Here is an 18,548-nt window from a genome sequence, read left to right as displayed (position 1 = left end):
CGCCCCCTTTATCCGTTCACTAGCTGTTCAGCAGATTTTAAAACCTCGGCGCCATTACATACGCCATAATGCACGGTATTAATTACGTCTACTGGTATTCCTTTTTCTTCTCCAAGCTTTTTCATTTGCGGTAATAAATATCGAACCTGAGGTCCTAATAAAAGCACATCGGCTTGATCAATATGATTTTTCGCAGAATCTCCAGATACTGCCCAAATACGATAATCTTTTCCTTGTTCTTGTGCGCTTTTCTCCATTTTTGTGACAAGTAAGCTTGTGGACATACCTGCTGCGCAAACCAATAAGATATTCATGTGTAAACGCCCCCTTTTCAAAGTGTGAAGCTATTCTTTACACATTCATCATATTATGAAACCGCTTTCATAAACACCCATACTTTTTCCTTTAGGAAGCGGAAAAAGTTAATATCACACAGTTAGTTCTTGTACGAAGGAGCCTTTTTATACATGATATCAAGCATGTCTTCAAATGTATCACAGGCGATCAGGTGCTGAATGAATTTCACATTATGCACAAGCTCCCCCAGCAGGCGGTACATGCCTTTTAAATCTTTGGCATTCTCTTTTTCGACACAAAGCAGGCAGACAAATTGAACCTTTTTCTCTCCCCAAATGATTGGTTTTTCTAATGTACATATCGCCCAAAACGTCTCATCTGTCAGCGGCGTCATCGGGTGCGGAATCGCCGTATAATGTCCAAAAGAGGTAGGGGCAGCCTCTTCTCTTTCCATGACAGATGGTGTGAGCTCAGCTGGCGCTAACCCCATATCGATGACTTTTTGCGTTAAAAAGGTGATGACCTCTTCTTTTGTGTGAAAGGCGCGTTTTGTAAAAACCAATTCCTTTTTCATATATTGCGAGGCCAATGTCACCCTTGTTTCACTCGTCAGGGCTTCTTCAATTTTTAAAAAATCGCCGCCTCCCAAAATGGTGTTCACTTGAATGACTGGAACCGGTAATTCCATATGAATTGGAATGGTTGTAATAATCAAATCCAGTGCATGTAAAGAGACATGCGGAAGCGAATATAGCTCTGCTGTTCCTAAAATGGTCAGCTTTGACCCAAATTGAGACCGCAAACGATCCTGCAGCAGCCTTGCACTCCCTGCACCAGACGCACAGACAATGAGACACCGCTTCGGCGGGATCTCCATTTTCCTCCGCTCTAAAGCCGCACCAAAATGAAGCGCCATATATCCGATTTCATTCTCATGAATACTCAGTCCCTCCTCTTCTTCAAGGACCCTGCTGGCGATAATCCCCGCTTCAAAGGCAAGTGGATACCCCGCTTTTATTTCATCAAGCATCGGATTTCTTAAGTTCATTCCATATTTACATCGGTTGATGGCAGGCTTTAAGTGCAGACTCAAACCAATCATTAGTTCCGTATCGCCGGCTAAATCAAGCTGCAATTTTTGATCAATGGCCTTCAGCATGAGCTGTACAAGCCGACTCGTGTCATCATCGACAATTTGTTTTTGACCGCTCGAGGAAAAGGACTGTACCATTTTGGCTGTTCCTAGTAAATGAATGGTGATATAGACGATTTCCTCTTGTGGAAATGAGACATCCAGCAGCCCTTCAAGACGCTCCACCATTTTTTTAGCGACCTTGTATTCTTTTGCCCGCGGAATTTCGCTGATTTCCTCTGGAAGAACAGATACATAGTTTCCGTGTCTAATTCGTTTGCAGGCAATAGCAACATGAACGATTAAATTATTCATGCAAATGTCTGATAGATTCATGCCTTCCTCATTGATATAATCTATCATTGTTTTCTGAAGCAATTCGAGTTCATGCTTTGGCAAAATGGTGACCGCTGTATTCAGCATCGTTTGATAAGAACGACGTTCATTGAATAAATATTCTGACATGCAATAACGAATTTTCATCTCTGATCCCTTGATCCGGCAGCCTTTGCTCGGCTTCGCTTCCAGCTTCAGATCAAAGGGCTCCAGCTTACGTTTGACCGATTTCACATCGTTGCTCATCGTCGATTTACTAATAAACAGCTGCTCCTGTAAATCCTCCAGCTTCACATAGGATTCTGCCAAAAGAAGCCTTTTTAAAATAAACCGAACTCGCTCCTCTGGCAGCACAGCAAGCGGCTCTTCCTGCTCAACCTCCTCCTTCATAAAACGGCGAAAGGCATTCTCATCGTTGATCAACAGCTCATAGCCAGCTCCTCTTACAGCTGTTACAGCTGCTTGATAAGGGGCAAGACGGTCGTTCAGTTCCTTTATGTCTGTACGAATGGTGCGGCTTGTCACTTGTAAACTGGCAGATAGTGCAGCGCTTGTGAGCGGGGTCTCAGCTGCCATGAGCTGACTTAAGATGTGCGCCAGTCTTTTACTCAGCATCAGATCGGCCTCCTTATGTAGGGGTGGAGAATCTGCCTTGTCTGGACAGGTTGTATACGCTTGCAGTTCTCTTCATTACTCATATTCTACTGAAAAGAAATAAAAATTGCCAACTCATTTATATGACAAATGCCCCTATTTATACAACTAACCATATCTAATGTCCTATGAATCTTTTTGAAAGATACTTGCGAAAACCACGAAAAAAAGGCGTACACCATCGTGTATCCGCCTTGTTTATCAAGAGATCATCTGGGTAAAGACAACCAATCTTTTTTCATGCGTGCCTGCTGCATGATCAAATGTCCCTGTACAAGTGATTAAATTGAGATTCCGTGTAAAAGCGTATCCAAAAAACGCATTGGGCTTCTCCTCACGCGGATAGCTTCTTACTTTTATGACTTCAAAGGTTCGCTTTTTTCCCGATGAGGACGTGACGATCACCTTGTCACCCTTTTTTAGCTCCTTTAATCGATAAAATACCGATGGCCCCCATTTATTATCTACATGGCCATTCATGACGGCATTCCCTTTATCCCCCGGTTTTGGACCATCTTCAAACCAAGCCGTGTTGTCTGTATCCTGAGGGACACCCATACTGCCATCCTTTAATAAAGCTGTTTTCTCCACTTTTGCTTTGACATCAATAGCGGGAATGGCGATTTCAGCTGGTACTATACCAGATGGCTCGTCTTTTAATGTATCGTGTGAGTGGTTCTGTTTCTCAGCTTGATGTGTGGTCATTTCCTTAGAAGCTGATATGTTTTTTGAGGATGACGATTCATCCATTGACTGTGATGAACAGCCTGTGATGATGAGAAATGAAAGAATGCTGAGCAGCCAATTCTTCATCTAAGCCGGCCTCCTTTTGAAGAAAGGAACGGCACGATTGTGCACGTTCCCGTCTGTCTTTATGAGTTAGAATTTGATGCCTTACGGCGATTAAGGAAGAATGCACCTGCCACGCCGCCTGCGAGGATCAAACTTGCGATCATTCCCGCAAATGCTTCATAGGACATGCCTAAAGGACCTGCTGTGCCCCCCATACCTGTTTTCGGCATTTCATTAGGCATGTTCGATTTGAACAGCTCAGGATGCTGATCAACAATCGCTGCTGCGACATCCTGACCAACCATGAACATATGACCATAAGCCTCTCTCACTGTCGGATAAAGCTGATCATATTCGCCATTATGGTAAGACGTATACGTTTTGATCAGCTCATCAATATGTGTTTTCAAACCAGCTTCTAAATCAGCTGCCTTCAAACGTCCATCTGTCGCTTGATCTAGGAATTTCGCTTGCTTCATTCGATACGCATCTAAATCTTTTACAGCCTTTTCTTTTGCTTGATGATCCCCTGATGCATCCGCTTTGACATAATCAACTAAGTAACCGATATGGCTTGACCAAATGTCTTTGAATTGTTTGCCTGCATCCTTACCATAAACAGATGCAATTGCAGCAGATAAATCATTTGTGTTTTCATTTAAAGCCGCTGCTGCTTGCTTAAAGTCTTTACTGCCATCATTTCCTTTTTGCATGGCAACTACTGCGAGTGCCAAATGCTCTGAAAACAAGTAGTTTAAATCTTCACGTAGATCCGCTGCTGGTGTATCCACTGACTTTTGATCAAATTTCCCAGGAAATTGATCTGTGATGGCCCATGACACGCCTTTTCCTACCTCAAACATATGATGAATGGATTTTCTCACTGTTTCATAGGTCGTATCAAAATCCTTTTCATTATAGCTATCAAACGCTTTTAACAGTTCGTTCACATGCATCTTCAAGCCTTCTTCAAGCTCACTTGCTTTCAGTCTGCCGTCTGTTGCTTGATCGAGCATATCGGCTTGTTTCATTCGATATTGGTCAAGCTGCTTGATCGCTTTCTTTTTACCTGCATCATCTTTTTTCGCTGTGGCTTGTACATAGTCAACAAAGTAGCCGATATGACTTGACCAAATGTCTTTGAATTGTTTGCCTGCTTTTTTACCATACACAGAGGCTATTGCATCTGATAAGTCATTCGTGTTGTCATTTAAAGCCGCCGCTGCTTGATCGAAGTCTTTACTGCCGTCAATTCCTTTTTGCATCGTGATCACCGCTAAATAGGCATGCTCTGAAAACAGCTGATCTAGTGCTGCTCGAAGATCTGTTGCTTTATTTGATACCTCTTGTGACGAAGACGTCTTCTTCGCCTCCCCATGCATATGTCCTTCGTGTGCACTTGCGCTATGAGCCGCTGGGAATAGTAACGCTGCGCTCAGTGGAATGGTTAACATTGCTTTCTTCATGTTCATCTTTTATTTCCTCCTCTTTCCGTTTGTTATGTACTTAACGGAGAGAGGGATGAAATGGATCATTCGATTCTATTATTTTTTTACAACACAGGATCTGTATGTTTGCATAAAAAAAGCCGGATTATCCGGCTGATACGTTACGACGTTTAGATGCTTTTCGCTCTTTATATATTTTCCTCACCACTGGATAAATCACAGGTGCCCATTTGACAATTTGTTTCAGCCATTTTTTCATTTCTCCCGCGCCTCCTTATTGTCATTCTTAAAGGACGATTCCCCATCTTGTCATGAAATAAACAGGTGCGGGAGAGCAGGAGTTAAATCACGCCTTGTGCGATCATGGCATCCGCCACCTTACGAAATCCTGCAATATTTGCTCCAACCATGATGTTCCCTGAGTGTCCATATTCGTCCGCTGTCTCTGTACACTGACGATAAATAGACTGCATCATTTGTTTCAGCTGATCATCTACTTCTTCAAATGTCCAAGACATTCTTGCACTGTTTTGCGCCATTTCCAGTGCTGAGACACCTACTCCACCAGCATTCGCCGCTTTTGCCGGCGCAAACAAAATACGATTCTCTTCAAATACTTTGACCGCCTTAAGAGTGGACGGCATATTGGCTCCTTCTCCAACAGCGATGACACCATTTGCCACAAGCTGCTGTGCCTGCGCCTCCGATATTTCATTTTGTGTTGCACATGGCAGCGCAATATCACAAGGAACGGACCAAATTTGTTCGCAATCTTCAATTAATTCAGCATGCGGGTGAATGTCTATGTATGCCCCAATCCGCTGATTCTCGACTTCCTTCAACTGTTTGATGGTCTCAAGTGAAATCCCTTGAGGATCATAAATCGCTCCGCTTGAATCACTGCAAGCCACAACCTTACCGCCTAATTCCATTACCTTTTCCATTGCATAAATAGACACATTTCCTGAGCCCGACACAACAACTGAACGCCCTTCAAATTGGAGCCCATGTGCTTTCAGCATTTCCTCCATGAAGTACACCAGTCCGTAGCCTGTCGCCTCTTTTCTCGCTAAGCTGCCTCCGAATCCAGGGCTTTTCCCCGTGAGTACACCCGCTTCATAAGCACCGCGCATTTTCTTATACTGTCCGAACATATAGCCAATTTCGCGTGCTCCTACACCAATATCACCTGCTGGCACATCTTGATCAGGTCCAATATATCGGCCGAGTTCACTCATAAAGCTTTGAACGAAACGCATGATTTCTCCATCAGATTTTCCTTTAGGGTCAAAATCCGATCCGCCTTTCCCTCCACCGATCGGCATACCAGTCAGTGCGTTTTTAAAGATTTGTTCAAACCCTAAAAACTTGATAATGCTTGCATTGACGGTTGGATGGAAACGAATTCCTCCTTTATAAGGACCGATGGCACTATTGAATTGAACCCTAAACCCTCGATTGACTTGTACTTTGCCCTCATCGTCTACCCATGGCACTCGAAATATCACAAGCCGCTCAGGTTCAATGAGCCGTTCTAAAATGCCCTGTTTTTCATACTCTGGATGCTTCGCAAAAACTGGGACGAGTGATTCCAGAATTTCTTTTACCGCTTGCTGGAATTCCTCCTCGCCGGGATTTCGTTTTTCCACCTCTTCTAACACACGGTGGATGTAGCTTTGTGCTGTTTGTGCTGCTCGATCTAAGGTCAACATGTCGCATCTGCCTCCTTGTAGATATCTCCACACTTTTAATTGTTAGATTTTCTAACGCATATTGAGATTAATTTAACACCAATTGTAAAATCTGATCAATATTGATAACAGATGAAAATGATGCCGAATTGAGATAGATCAAGCAGCCGCAGCAATTGACTTTAAAAATAAGCGCTCAAGGAATGACTAATGTGCTAGAAACGAACAAGCGGATGTTTCTCATCCCGTTTTCTTTGACAAATACATGAATCATGATGAATTTCTAGCTTGTTTTCCAACGAAAAAAGGGTCAAAAGTTTGATCGGATGCACTCAATCTTTTCGGAGCTTCCCGCCTCTTTTTCGATCAGGTAGCACGACACAAAGCCAATATAAAATAGAAGACGATGGAAAGTTAATGAGACCGACAATACCCCAGAACCACTTGTAACGCCCTCTTTTCTTTGCATCCATAAATAAAAGAAAGCCCTGTGCAAACAATAACGGCAAGACGCACAATAAGATGATCATTTCTGTCTGACTCATAAGGAAGACCCTCCTTTGATATGTTGATATTCCTTGTAGCCAACAATAAAGCAGATGGGTATGCTCACTATTTGGAGAAGAATGAAGATGATAGGCAAATGGGTAATGGCAGCTGCAAAGAGTGCCAGAATGGTCAAACTGATCAAAACGTATGCCAGCACTTCTTGTTTAAAACGCCTTTTCTCTTGTTCCTTCGCCTGTTTCAACATCATCATGACAGCCTGCTCACTTGGCTGTTTCACTTCAATTTGTTCATCTAGCTGCTGCAGCTCTTCTTTTAAACGTTCGGTCAAACGATCTTCCTTCATACATCCCACTCCTTTCGAATTTTCTTTAATCCATGATGAACCCTCGATTTCACAGTGCCTTCTCTCATTCCGAGCATTGAAGCCATTTCTGGGTAGGTAAAGCCATAATAATAGTGCAGAATAATGGGTGCTCGCTCCTGAGCCTTTAATTCATTTAAAGCATCCCACATGTCATGCCATGTGTTCCCCTTTTGCTGAACGTTCCATTTGAAACGGCGTATGGCCTCCTGATTCGCTTTTCCTTCTCTCAATTGTTCACGTTTTCTTTTCTTCTGGTGATCTAAAAATTGCCTAGATGCAATCGAAATGAGCCAGGTTGAAAATAAGGCATCTCCTCTAAATGAAGAAAGTTTCATATACGCTTTCAGCATCGTTTCTTGCATGATTTCCTCTGCCAGCTCTTGTTGAAGGGTCAGCTTCAACATATATCGGTAAAGAAAGGAATAATGATGCCGATAAAGGGCTGTAAACGCAGTATCATCGCCCTGTTTTGCCCGCTGAATCAATAATGTCTCTTCTGTCTGCTCCAAACACGTCCCTCCTTCCTTTTCTTCTCTTACTCATGAGACGACACGAATGACAATACCGTTTAAAATAGACCTTATTTTTTAGCATAACTTCTATGAAACCCATTTTATATGCCATTTTTTCTTATGTAATGATTATGGCATTCCTTCTTCTCTAACAAAATGATGCGTTTTGATTTTCTAGCAAATGAAGAGCCTCCTCTCCATAATCATGATGTCATCCACATACCTATCGACAATGGTCCTTATCTCATGAAGATGAAATAAAATAATCATTGGCTTAGCTTCCTAGAAAATCATGGAATACGCTGCGCCTATCCTTAGCCGATGATACCTTTTTGCATGCTATGCTCTTCCTACATTCCAAATGAGGCGATGCTTGTGAAGGAAGGAGGTTTGGGTGAATCACAGCTTATTTTGGAAACGTTTTCATTAAAACAAAATAAAGAATGGAGATGTTGACTTTGAAGAGAAAAGTTCCAATGTTAGCCGGTGTATTAGCTGTTGGTCTCGTCACTTCATTATTTGCACCAAACGGGGAGGCAAAGGCAGCAGCCAAATACCCAGAAAGCCCTTCTATTATGGCCAACTTTAATCAACAAGGCTTCTCCACATTAAATGGCGGCACAACAGGCGGTGAGGGCGGTAAAACCGTCACAGTCAAGACTGGAAATGAATTATTGGCTGCCCTCAAAAATAAAGGAACAAACGAAAAATTAAAAATTGTAGTAGACGGGACGATTACCCCTTCTAATACATCAGCCAATAAAATCGATGTGAAAGATACAAATAATGTTTCGATCGTCGGTAAAGGGACGAACGGCGAATTTAATGGGATTGGTATTAAAGTATGGCGTGCCAATAACATCATCATCCGCAACTTGAAAATCCACCACAGCAAAATCGGTGACAAAGATGCGATCGGGATCGAAGGCGGTTCTAAAAACATATGGGTCGACCATAATGAACTGTACAACACATTGAATTCTGGGAAGGATGACTACGATGGTTTATTTGATGTGAAAAATGACTCTGACTATATTACCTTCTCGTGGAACTATGTACATGACAGCTGGAAAACAATGCTCATGGGCAGCTCCGATAACGATAACTACAATCGAAAAATTACGTTCCACAACAACCGTTTTGAAAACCTGAACTCTCGTGTACCGTCTATGCGCTTCGGGGAAGGACATGTCTATAACAACTATTACAAAGGCATCTTGGCAACAGCGATTAACTCACGTATGGGCGCAAAGATGAGAATTGAACACAACGTATTTGAAAACACCAATAATGCCATTGGAAGCTGGGACAGCCGTCAAGTAGGAACATGGCATGTCATCAACAACTCTTATATTAACAGCACAGGCAGTCTGCCAACATCTTCAACAGGTACGTATAACCCTCCTTATAACTACTCTTTGCTTAACGTGAACAATGTGAAATCAGAAGTGATCTCAAATACAGGTGTTGGTAAAGTAAACCCTTAAACCACAAAACGTTCGGGCAGAGATTTCCTGTCCGAACGTTTTTGTCATTTCATTTAGATTGTAGAAAAAGGACGATCCATTTCATACAGCTTTTGATAACGCTTGTTTTCTTTTAGTAAAACCTGATGCTGACCCTGCATCTCAATGCGTCCGCCTTCAATAAACATGATGCGGTCACACGCCTCACAGCCGGTCAGATGATGGGTTATCCAAATAACTGTTTTCCCTTTTAACACACGGAAGATGGTTTCAAGCAATTCACGCTCTGTCCGTGGATCAAGCCCGACGGTCGGTTCATCTAATACAACAACCGGCGTATCCTGCAGCAAAATCCGAGCTAATGCCATACGCTGTCTTTCTCCACCTGAAAATCGAACCCCTGTCTCCTGAACACCTGTGTGATAACCTTCTGGCAAAGACTCGATGTAATCATGCAGCTGCACTTGTCTAGCTGCTTCTTTTACCTGCTCTTCTGTCGCCTCTGGAGATCCTAAACGAATATTGTTTAAAACAGTCGTATCAAATAAATAAGGCTGTTGATTGAGCACAGACACATAGGCAGACACATTCTCTTGAATGCTTTGAACCGGTTTTCCTTGAATACTGACAGCTCCTTGATTTGGAACGACTGCCCCTTCTAACAATTTTAAAATGGTCGATTTGCCTGCACCGCTTTTTCCTAATAGTGCGAGTGATTCCCCTTGCTTCAGAGAAAAGGACAGGTCTTGAAGTACATATTGATGCGTGTCATACCGAAAGGACACTTGATCGAAACAGACAGCTTCATCGTGAGAAAGGATTGACTGATCCATTGCCTCGCTCTCAGTTTCTCCTTCATATGACTGCTTTTCATAATGATGTAATCTGCTGACAGCATGCTGATAGACAGGGATATCACCTGCCGCATCTGACAGCGGAAGAAAGGCTTCTGTTAATGGAAACAGCACAAGCACAAAGGCTGCAATCAGGGTGTGTGACATGGATCCTGACTGAACGACCGAGCCGCTCCAATACACGACAAGTACGACAGCTCCTCCAATCAAGAGCTGTGCAAAAAATTGGCGCAGGCGGATAAACCGGTGCTTGGCTGATTCAAGCGCTAACAGCTGCGCTTCTTTTTGTTCATAACCATCAACAAAATCTTTCTGCCTGCCGCTGAACAGCCAGTCACTAACGCCCATGACTGCATCTGTTAAATGGCTGTACAGTTCATTTCTGCCTTTTTTCATTTGAATTTGTCTTGCCCGGTTCACAAGCACTGTGACGTATGGGAAAACGAATACGAGGAGTGCCATATAAAGCAGCATCAGTCCAGCAAAAGGCCATGAGAAAAGGCCAAGTGCTCCAATGGATGCGGCATATAAAAGCAGTGCACCGATGGATGGAAAGATGGTTTTTAAATAGGCATCCTGCAGTCTCTCTACATCATCTGACAAGAGACCAAGCATTTCACCTGTCCCCAGCTTTGTCTGTTTGGCACTTCGTTCAGCCATGTCATACAGACGCACACGCATTTTTTCAATCATTGTCAAAATGAGCTGATGGCTCGCCAGCCTTTCTGCATAGCGGGCAGCAGAGCGCGAAATACCAAAGGTACGTACAGCCACGATTGGGACGTAGACCATGAGTATATTCTCAGGTCTTGTCGCGGCTTTTGAAATGAGAAAGCCCGACGTGTACATCAGCATAGAAGCAGAGAATACCGCAATGGCTCCTAAAAATAAAACCAAGGCAAACAGCTTTCGATTCTCCTTGATATAAGGTATAAACCAGCCTTTACTGATCATGTGTGACCGCCCCCATTTGCTCCTGTGCCAATTGATAATACACGCCTTTTCTTTGCATTAATGATTCATGTGTCCCCATTTCTGCGACGGTTCCTTGATCCATGACAATGATTTCATCCATGTCCGGCATCCAATGGAGTCTGTGTGTCGCTAAGAACACAAGTTTATGTTCAAACAGTGGAAGCATTGTTTTTTTCAATTCATACTCTGTTTCAATATCGAGATGCGCCGTTGGTTCATCTAACAGCATAATCGACCGCTGGCCCAGCACAGTTCGAGCAAGGGCAATTCTTTGCGCCTGTCCGCCGCTTAGCCCTCTTCCCTGTTCTCCAATGACCTCATCCAGGCCATTTGGCAGCTGCGTGACAAGCTGAGTTAAACCAGCCTCATGCACAGCTCTTTCCACTTCTTCATCTGTTGCATTCGGTTCATAAAAACGAATGTTTTCTCTTAATGTCATGTGAAATAAATAGGGATGCTGCGGCATATAGACAACTTCCTTTTGCCATTCCTTCATCTGTAAATGAACAAGTGGCTGGCCGTTTAGCGTGATTTGACCCGAAGACGGTTCAACAAAGCCGCCGAGGACATCGGTTAACGTCGATTTCCCTGAACCACTGGCACCAATAATGCCGATTTTTTTCTTCCCTTTGACAATGAGATCTACATCCTGAATGGAATAAGGGGCATGTTCATCATGCTGGACACAAACATCTTGCAGCGTGAGCACGGATTGTGCATCCCACTTGTCCAGCTGCACAGATTGTGTCTCCTGCGTGCGAAAGCCCTTTTCTTCTAAAATGACCTGCATAGCTTCATTCGCTTCTTTTCCATTTAACGTCGCATGATAATCATTTCCTACTTCACGTACCGGCAGGAAATACTCTGGCGCCAGCATAAGCGCCGTCAAAGCCGGCAATAAGAGAAGCTCTCCTTCAATTAATCGCAAGCCAAGAAAAACAGCGACGGTCGCAATTGATAGCATGGAAAAGAAATCGAGCGCAAACGATGACAGAAAGGCGACCTTCAGTGTGCTCATGGTCGCTTTTCGATATCGCTTTGACACCTCCGCAATATTACGGGAGTGTTTTTTGCTGATACCTAAGTAACGAAGCGTCTCAAGGCCGCGGAGAGAGTCAGTAAAATGATTGGATAATTTCTCATACGATCTCCATTGTTTAGCCGCTTTACGCTGAGCAACAAGGCCTAGCAAAATCATAAAAATAATTAAAATAGGCAGCGTCACAATTAAAATGACGGCCGATGTTTCATCTAATGTCCACACATAGATAAGGACCATTGCCGGAATCACTGCCATGTTCACCATTTTCGGCAAAAACAGCTGTAAATACTGACGGTATTGAGCAATTCCTTCCATTGCTAATGTGACAAGCTTTCCTGTCCCTTTTTTCTTTGCGAAGGCAGGCCCTAATCGAAAAAGTTGGTCTAGCAGCTGCTTTCTGACGTCTGCTCCAATTCGGGAAGAGTACGTAAACATGACCTTCTCCCGAATCAAGGTGAGACCGTGCCGCACAAGAAAGGCAGCAAGAAATAGCAGGACATATGGCGTTGCCTGCGAGAGGCTTTTCCCGTCAAACAGCGTTGTAATGGCATGTGCCAGCCACTGTGCTTGGAAAATAATACTTGCTCCTTGGATGAGTGACACAATACCTAAGAGGGCAAGAAGCCCTCTCATTCCTTTTAGTTGAAGCAAACGTTTATCCATTAGTAGGTCATTGGCTCCTTACCGCTTACACGTTTACGGAAGACGTAATAGCTCCAAATTTGATACCCAAGCACAAAGGGCAGCAAAGAAATGGCCACAATCGTCATGACCGTCAGTGAATAAGATCCAGATGCAGCGTTTTGAATCGTGAGATCAAATGAATGGCTGATTGAACTAATCATGACGCGCGGGAACAATGCAGTGAACAGCATGGACACCGTCACCATGATGCCTGCGCCTGTGAATAAGAATGTCCAGCCATCACGTTCTTTTCTCATCAAAACAAGAGCAGCTATATAACAAGCCACAATCAGCACAGTTAACGGAATGGTGATGATCGGGCGTACGGTATAAATGTCTGTTTCTATGATGGACACACCGACAAAAATAACAAGAACAGGGAGTGCAATAAGCAGGACACGCTGGCCCAGTTTTCTTGCACGATCTCTTAATTCACCCTCTGTACGAAGTGTGACGAAAATCAAGCCATGCAACAGGCAAAGAACTGTCACAGCTACCCCGCCGATCACTGAATAAAGATTCACAAAGTCCGTAAAACCAGCGTACATGTTCATGTCTTGATCAATTGGCATCCCGCGTAAAATACTCGTGAATAATACACCTAGTAAAAATGGCGGAAGCAGACTGCCAAAGAAGATGACCCAGTCCCACACCTTGATCCAAGAGGCTTTCTCAACCTTCCCTCGGAATTCAAAGGCGACCCCGCGCCCAATGAGCGCTAAGAGGAGAACCGCAAACGGAATATAGTATCCGCTGAACATCGTGGCATACCAGTGAGGAAATGCAGCGAAAATAGCGCCGCCAGCTGTAATCAGCCAGACCTCATTCGCATCCCAGAAAGGACCAATCGTATTGATTAAAATGCGGCGCTCGTGCGCGTCCTTTCCAAGCAGCTGCATGGACATCCCGACACCAAAATCAAATCCTTCTAAGAAGAAAAATCCAACAAACAATACTGCGACAAGAATAAACCAAATCTCGTTAAGATATGCCATGATATGCGCCTCCATCAAATGGATCTGTAGACAGGTCCGTTTCATCCTTTTGATCTGTATCTTCTTCAGAATGTGCACCTTTTTTAATTTCTCGAATGAATAAGTAAGCGAGCACAATAGCAAGAATCAGATACATCGCCGTAAAGCTAATGACTGAGAATAACAGCATGCCATACGATACGTTCGGTGAAATCGATTGAGCCGTCGTCATCATGCCAAAGACGGTCCAAGGCTGACGCCCGATCTCAGTCATGATCCAGCCGGCTGAGTTCGCAATAAACGGGAACGCAATCATCCATACCATGAAGCGTAAATACCATTTGTTTGTTTCAAGTTTCTTTCTAAAGCTTAAGTACAAGCCAATCATACTAGCAAAAATCATCAGCATGCCTGCACCGACCATGATTCTAAAGCTCCAGAATGTTGTTTTCACTGGCGGAATATAGTCCCCGGGACCAAACTTGGCTTCATATTCTTTTTGAAGTGTCAGCATACCTGGAACATCCCCGCTGAACTTCGAATAAGCCAAATAACTTAAGGCAAACGGAATATTGATCTCCGCAGAGTTTTCTTTTTTATCTGTGTCAATGTTGGCAAATAGTGTCCAAGCCGCTGGATCTCCACTATCCTTCCAAAGGGCTTCACTTGCTGCCATTTTCATTGGCTGTGATTTCATTAAATGCTTCGCTTGATCGTGTCCAGAGAACGCCACACCTAAGCCAGAAATTAAAGCGAGGACCATCGCAATCTGGAATGACTTTTTGAAAAAGGCGATTTCTTGCTTTTTAATCATTTTATAGGCACTAACTCCTGCAATAAAGAAAGCTCCTGTTGCCAGTGCACCAAACAGAACGTGCGGGAATTCAACCCAAAGCTGCGGGTTCGTTACAAGAGCGCCAAAATCATTCATTTCTGCACGACCATTTTTAATGGCAAATCCAACTGGCTCCTGCATAAATGAGTTGGCGAGTAAAATCCAAAACGCCGAAAAGATCGTACCAAGGGAAACAAGCCAAATGCACAATAAATGAATTTTCTTCGGCAGACGATCCCAGCCGAATATCCAAAGTCCAATAAATGTAGATTCAAGGAAAAAGGCCAAAAGCGCTTCAATGGCAAGCGGTGCACCAAAGACATCACCGACAAACCTTGAATAATCTGACCAGTTCATCCCAAACTGGAATTCCTGCAGAATCCCTGTTACCACACCTACTGCAAAGTTAAGTAAGAACAGGTGACCCCAAAACTTCGCCATCTTTTTATAGATGTCTTTTTTCTTGACGACATAAAGGGTCTGCATCAATGCGACGATAAACACCAAACCTATTGACATAGGAACAAAAATAAAATGAAATAATGTCGTTGAAGCAAATTGAAATCTTGCTAAAAACAGCTCACTCACAGCCTTACATCCTCCCTTACTTTCACATGCCGAACGATTCATGCTCACCATTTCACAAAATGTTCACTATTTGTTCAATGTTTCACAAATAAAAGTCCATTTGAAATGGTTCACTCGGTGAAATTTTACTCTTGATTTTCATTCGGTTAGTTATTTATACCTGTACTTTACACCCATACGCTTCAAAAATAAAGTAAATTTTACCTAAAAATTGGATGGTATTGTGTCAGTTATTTGAATACTTTGTCAACAATATGTGACGGAAAATAAAAAAACGCAAAAAAAGAGCGCTGCATGTGGACCGCAGCGCTGTGTTTCTTTTTTAGGCTTTTTTCTGTAATGCAGGTCTCGTGACTTGCACTTCATAATACGTAATTTTGTTTTTTAATAGTCCTTCAGGTTTCGCTTTTCCATGAGCGTGTGCATCTCCAAATGCCTGAGATTTTGTCCAGTTCACAAAATCTTCTTTTCGATTCCAGCGGGTATGAATGGTCACTTCATCGTAATCGGTTGTCTGCTGTGTGACCCAAACTTCCATGCCTAAAAATCCTTCCATGAATTCTACTTGTCCCTGCTTGTTAAAACGCTTGACAAGGTGGTCTGCACTGCCTTTTTCTACTCTAACCTGGTTGTTTACAATGATCATGTTTGATTCATCTCCCTTTTGTTGTTGGATCGAAGCGATTGGGATAATGAGCGGATGCTCTCCATCTAAGTGAACCTCTGCCTGAATCCCAAAGACTTCTTTGAAAAAGTTTTCTGTTAATACTTCGTTTGGTGTCCCTATTTGGTAAACCTGACCACGCTTCATCGCAATCAGGCGGTCACAATATTTTGCTGCCTGCTGCAGGTCATGAAGAACCATTAAAATGGTGATCCCATGCGTTTCATTCAGCTGTTTGAGCAGCTCTAGTAAATCAAGCTGGTGCGCAATATCTAAGTAAGTGGTAGGCTCATCCAGAATAATCGTCTCTGTTTTCTGAGCCAGTGCCATTGCAATATACGCCTTCTGCCTTTCTCCGCCTGACAATGTATGCAGCATCCTGTTTTCATTCACGCGGCTATTTGTCACATCAAGCGCCCACTCTATCGCTTCCTGATCTGTCTGCGAGCTCTTTTTCCAGATCGAACGATGCGGACTGCGTCCAAGTGCAACCAGCTCACGTACTGTCATCGATGGGATGGCAGTTCTCGTCTGCATTAGAACGGCGATTTCCTGTGCAATCTCCTGGGCTGTCATTTCTTTTTGCGGGATATCGTGAATATAAATCATGCCGCTTTCGATCGACGTAAGGCGTGCGGCCGCTTTAATAAACGTCGACTTCCCTGACCCATTCGGTCCAATAATTCCTGTTACACTCCCTTTAGGCACAGCTGCTGAAATAGACGACAGCCGAAAGCCTCCTTGACTGAGGCTCACGTCATCCATCGCAATCACATCCAACTTAACCCCTCCCTTTCTTTTTTAATAAATAGAGGAAGAAAGGTGCACCGATACAGGCAAGCAGAATACCCACAGGCAGTTCAACCGGTGTAAACCATACCCGTGCTGCTGTATCAGCAAAGACCACAAGTACGCCGCCGCCAAGCATTGAGATCGGAAGCAGGTACCGGTAGTCATCTCCAATTAAAAGGCGGATAAAATGAGGGACGACAAGACCGACAAATCCAATTAAACCGCTCACGCTTACAGCCGCACCCGCCAAAAGCGCCGCCAGTGCAATTAAGAAAAATCGGGTTCTCTCGACTCTAAGGCCAAGCAGCTGCGCTGACTCATCACCAAGCAAAAGGAGATTTGCGGGCTTGATCGCAAAAAAACAAAGACACAAACCGGCAAGCGCATAGGGTGACACAAAGCTCAGATGATGCCAGCTCCGTCCATTTAATCCTCCTGATAAAAAAGGCAGAACAGCCTGCACACGCTCACTATAAAGCACCATCAACCCATTCATGACCGCACCAAGCAGGGCATTGACTGCCACTCCCGCCAGAATCAATTTCAGTGGCGAAACCCCTTGGTCAAACGACAGGATATACACAACGAGTGCCGCTAATAAAGCGCCAAGAAAGGCAGCCGCTGGAAGCAGATATGTGAATTGTGGGAACACAATCATGCTGAGTACAGCAGCTAACCCACCGCCGGCGGTCACACCGATGATGCCGGGATCAGCGAGTGGATTTCGGACGACTCCTTGTAAAATCGCTCCTGATGCTGCGAGACAGGCCCCGACGATGAAGCCTATGAGAACGCGCGGCAGGCGTAAATCCATGACGATCTTTTCATGGACAGGCTGGCCTGATCCCGTCAAAGCAGCGATCAAATCTGGCAGCGATAATTGAACAGAACCTAATGCAAGCCCTAGACATATGCCCACACCTAGCGAAAGAAGCAGTCCTGGTATCAGCCACCTTCGTCTCGACTGTCTTTTTTGAAAATCTAACTCTGCATTCACCTTCATGATGACAATCGCTTCAATCTCTTTTCTAGTTCATCAATCGCCTTGATGACGTCTGCGCCTGGATTCGTCCCGAATAAATCACTAGGCAAAATCTCCACGCGACCATTTTTGACAGCTGATACGTCGTGCCATGCTGCATTTTGTTTCATTTCACTCATAAAGCCCGCTTTCACATCTTCAGGATTGCTGTGTGTCATGAGCAGAATGAGATCAGGATCGGCTTCGATCACCATTTCTGCATTGATTTGGGCGTATTGAGGGAATTTTTCGAGTGCCGGTTCATTCTCAGCAATGTTTGCACCCCCGGCGATATGCAATAAATCTCCGCTTAAGGATTGAGGAAGCGCCGCCATATATGTGCCGGGTGCACCGTACACAACGAGTGTTTTTACTTTTTTCTTAGGCTGCTTGACCTGCTTTTTCCGCTCATCAATTTGATCATTGAGTGCTTTAGCCTTTTGCTGCTTCCCAAGCAACTCCCCAAATAACGAAATTTGGCGCTGGATGTCCTTCACTGAATTGGCGCTTGTCAAAAGAAACTGTGAACCAATTCCTTCTATTGTCGAGATGTCCTTGCTGTTTAATTGTTCATTTCCAAGCACAACATCAGGTTGTAGGCTTGTGATCAGCTCTACATCAAATTGATGCGTTGTGCCAATCGTTTGTACGGACTTTGCCTTTTGTAAGCTGTCTGGTAACTCGGCAGTTGGCCTGCCGACCACCTCACCGCCTAAAGCATATAGAATGCTCAAGTCCCCGGTCGATAAGGCGACAATACGCTGAGGGGATTCATCAAATGACAGCGTTCTTCCGGTAAAATCCTTTATCTTCAGCGCTCCTGCCGCGCTTTCTTTCTCTACAGGTGCTGCCTGACTGCATCCGCCGAGGAGAAGCATTAAGACGAGTCCCGCCAAGATCACATGTGAAAATTTCAA

At 43.9% G+C, this 18,548-nt stretch carries 17 protein-coding genes; 1 reads left to right on the top strand and 16 read right to left on the bottom strand.

Annotation, left to right across the window (positions count from 1 at the left end):
• Positions 1-8: 8 nt before the first annotated feature.
• The 9 genes from OIT90_RS01200 to sigY form a co-directional block, all read right to left on the bottom strand.
• Positions 9-314 (bottom strand): PTS sugar transporter subunit IIB, encoded by a 306-nt coding sequence (locus OIT90_RS01200; protein WP_003214824.1) that lies wholly within the window; start codon positions 312-314, stop codon positions 9-11.
• 122 nt (positions 315-436) lie between these two features.
• Entirely contained in the window at positions 437-2,380 is a 1,944-nt protein-coding gene (locus OIT90_RS01195; protein ID WP_058838462.1) for a BglG family transcription antiterminator, read from the bottom strand.
• A 240-nt stretch (positions 2,381-2,620) separates the two neighbouring features.
• Positions 2,621-3,232, bottom strand: a complete 612-nt coding sequence (locus OIT90_RS01190) for a class F sortase (protein ID WP_338593464.1) — start codon at positions 3,230-3,232, stop codon at positions 2,621-2,623.
• 59 nt (positions 3,233-3,291) lie between these two features.
• Positions 3,292-4,683: a copper amine oxidase gene (locus OIT90_RS01185; RefSeq protein WP_366204215.1), complete on the bottom strand. Its 1,392-nt coding sequence runs from the start codon at positions 4,681-4,683 to the stop codon at positions 3,292-3,294.
• 121 nt (positions 4,684-4,804) lie between these two features.
• The gene (locus tag OIT90_RS01180; protein ID WP_223250414.1) at positions 4,805-4,918 is read right to left on the bottom strand and encodes a hypothetical protein; all 114 of its coding nucleotides are present in this window, start codon (positions 4,916-4,918) and stop codon (positions 4,805-4,807) included.
• Between the two features lie 82 nt (positions 4,919-5,000).
• The gene (gene gdhA, locus OIT90_RS01175; RefSeq protein ID WP_474892172.1) at positions 5,001-6,371 is read right to left on the bottom strand and encodes an NADP-specific glutamate dehydrogenase; all 1,371 of its coding nucleotides are present in this window, start codon (positions 6,369-6,371) and stop codon (positions 5,001-5,003) included.
• Positions 6,372-6,682: 311 nt separating this feature from the next.
• Positions 6,683-6,895, bottom strand: coding sequence for a hypothetical protein (locus OIT90_RS01170; protein ID WP_039182469.1), 213 nt, complete (start codon positions 6,893-6,895; stop codon positions 6,683-6,685).
• Positions 6,892-7,203, bottom strand: coding sequence for a YxlC family protein (locus OIT90_RS01165; protein WP_144491624.1), 312 nt, complete (start codon positions 7,201-7,203; stop codon positions 6,892-6,894). Before OIT90_RS01165 ends, OIT90_RS01170 begins: the two co-directional genes overlap by 4 nt.
• Entirely contained in the window at positions 7,200-7,733 is a 534-nt protein-coding gene (gene sigY / locus OIT90_RS01160) for an RNA polymerase sigma factor SigY (protein WP_144489833.1), read from the bottom strand. The genes OIT90_RS01165 and sigY overlap by 4 nt, the downstream gene beginning before the upstream one ends.
• Before the next feature lie 479 nt (positions 7,734-8,212).
• On the opposite strand from sigY, the gene OIT90_RS01155 reads away from it, so the two are divergent.
• Positions 8,213-9,223, top strand: a complete 1,011-nt coding sequence (locus tag OIT90_RS01155) for a pectate lyase family protein (protein ID WP_428839994.1) — start codon at positions 8,213-8,215, stop codon at positions 9,221-9,223.
• A gap of 53 nt (positions 9,224-9,276) precedes the next feature.
• Here OIT90_RS01155 and cydC read toward each other — a convergent pair whose 3' ends face one another.
• The 7 genes from cydC to OIT90_RS01120 all read right to left on the bottom strand — a co-directional run bounded on the left by cydC (position 9,277) and on the right by OIT90_RS01120 (position 18,548).
• On the bottom strand, positions 9,277-11,010 hold the full coding sequence (gene cydC / locus OIT90_RS01150; protein ID WP_144468089.1) for a thiol reductant ABC exporter subunit CydC: 1,734 nt from the start codon (positions 11,008-11,010) through the stop codon (positions 9,277-9,279).
• Positions 11,000-12,736 (bottom strand): thiol reductant ABC exporter subunit CydD, encoded by a 1,737-nt coding sequence (gene cydD / locus OIT90_RS01145; protein ID WP_144468091.1) that lies wholly within the window; start codon positions 12,734-12,736, stop codon positions 11,000-11,002. Before cydD ends, cydC begins: the two co-directional genes overlap by 11 nt.
• Entirely contained in the window at positions 12,736-13,752 is a 1,017-nt protein-coding gene (cydB, locus tag OIT90_RS01140; RefSeq protein ID WP_039182483.1) for a cytochrome d ubiquinol oxidase subunit II, read from the bottom strand. The genes cydD and cydB overlap by 1 nt, the downstream gene beginning before the upstream one ends.
• Complete coding sequence (locus OIT90_RS01135) at positions 13,739-15,154, bottom strand: cytochrome ubiquinol oxidase subunit I (RefSeq protein WP_039182485.1); 1,416 nt, start codon at positions 15,152-15,154, stop codon at positions 13,739-13,741. Before OIT90_RS01135 ends, cydB begins: the two co-directional genes overlap by 14 nt.
• A 322-nt stretch (positions 15,155-15,476) precedes the next feature.
• Positions 15,477-16,592 carry a heme oxygenase gene (gene isdG, locus OIT90_RS01130; protein WP_269199597.1) on the bottom strand — a complete coding sequence of 372 codons (1,116 nt, stop codon included), beginning with the start codon at positions 16,590-16,592 and terminating at the stop codon, positions 15,477-15,479.
• A gap of 7 nt (positions 16,593-16,599) precedes the next feature.
• On the bottom strand, positions 16,600-17,613 hold the full coding sequence (locus OIT90_RS01125) for a FecCD family ABC transporter permease (RefSeq protein WP_047202949.1): 1,014 nt from the start codon (positions 17,611-17,613) through the stop codon (positions 16,600-16,602).
• On the bottom strand, positions 17,610-18,548 hold the full coding sequence (locus OIT90_RS01120) for an ABC transporter substrate-binding protein (protein ID WP_474892171.1): 939 nt from the start codon (positions 18,546-18,548) through the stop codon (positions 17,610-17,612). The genes OIT90_RS01125 and OIT90_RS01120 overlap by 4 nt, the downstream gene beginning before the upstream one ends.

The organism is Bacillus sp. ABR, assembly GCF_056172715.1.
The sequence above is the reverse complement of the archived record's forward strand: the minus strand, read 5'-3'. Positions and strand labels throughout refer to the sequence as shown.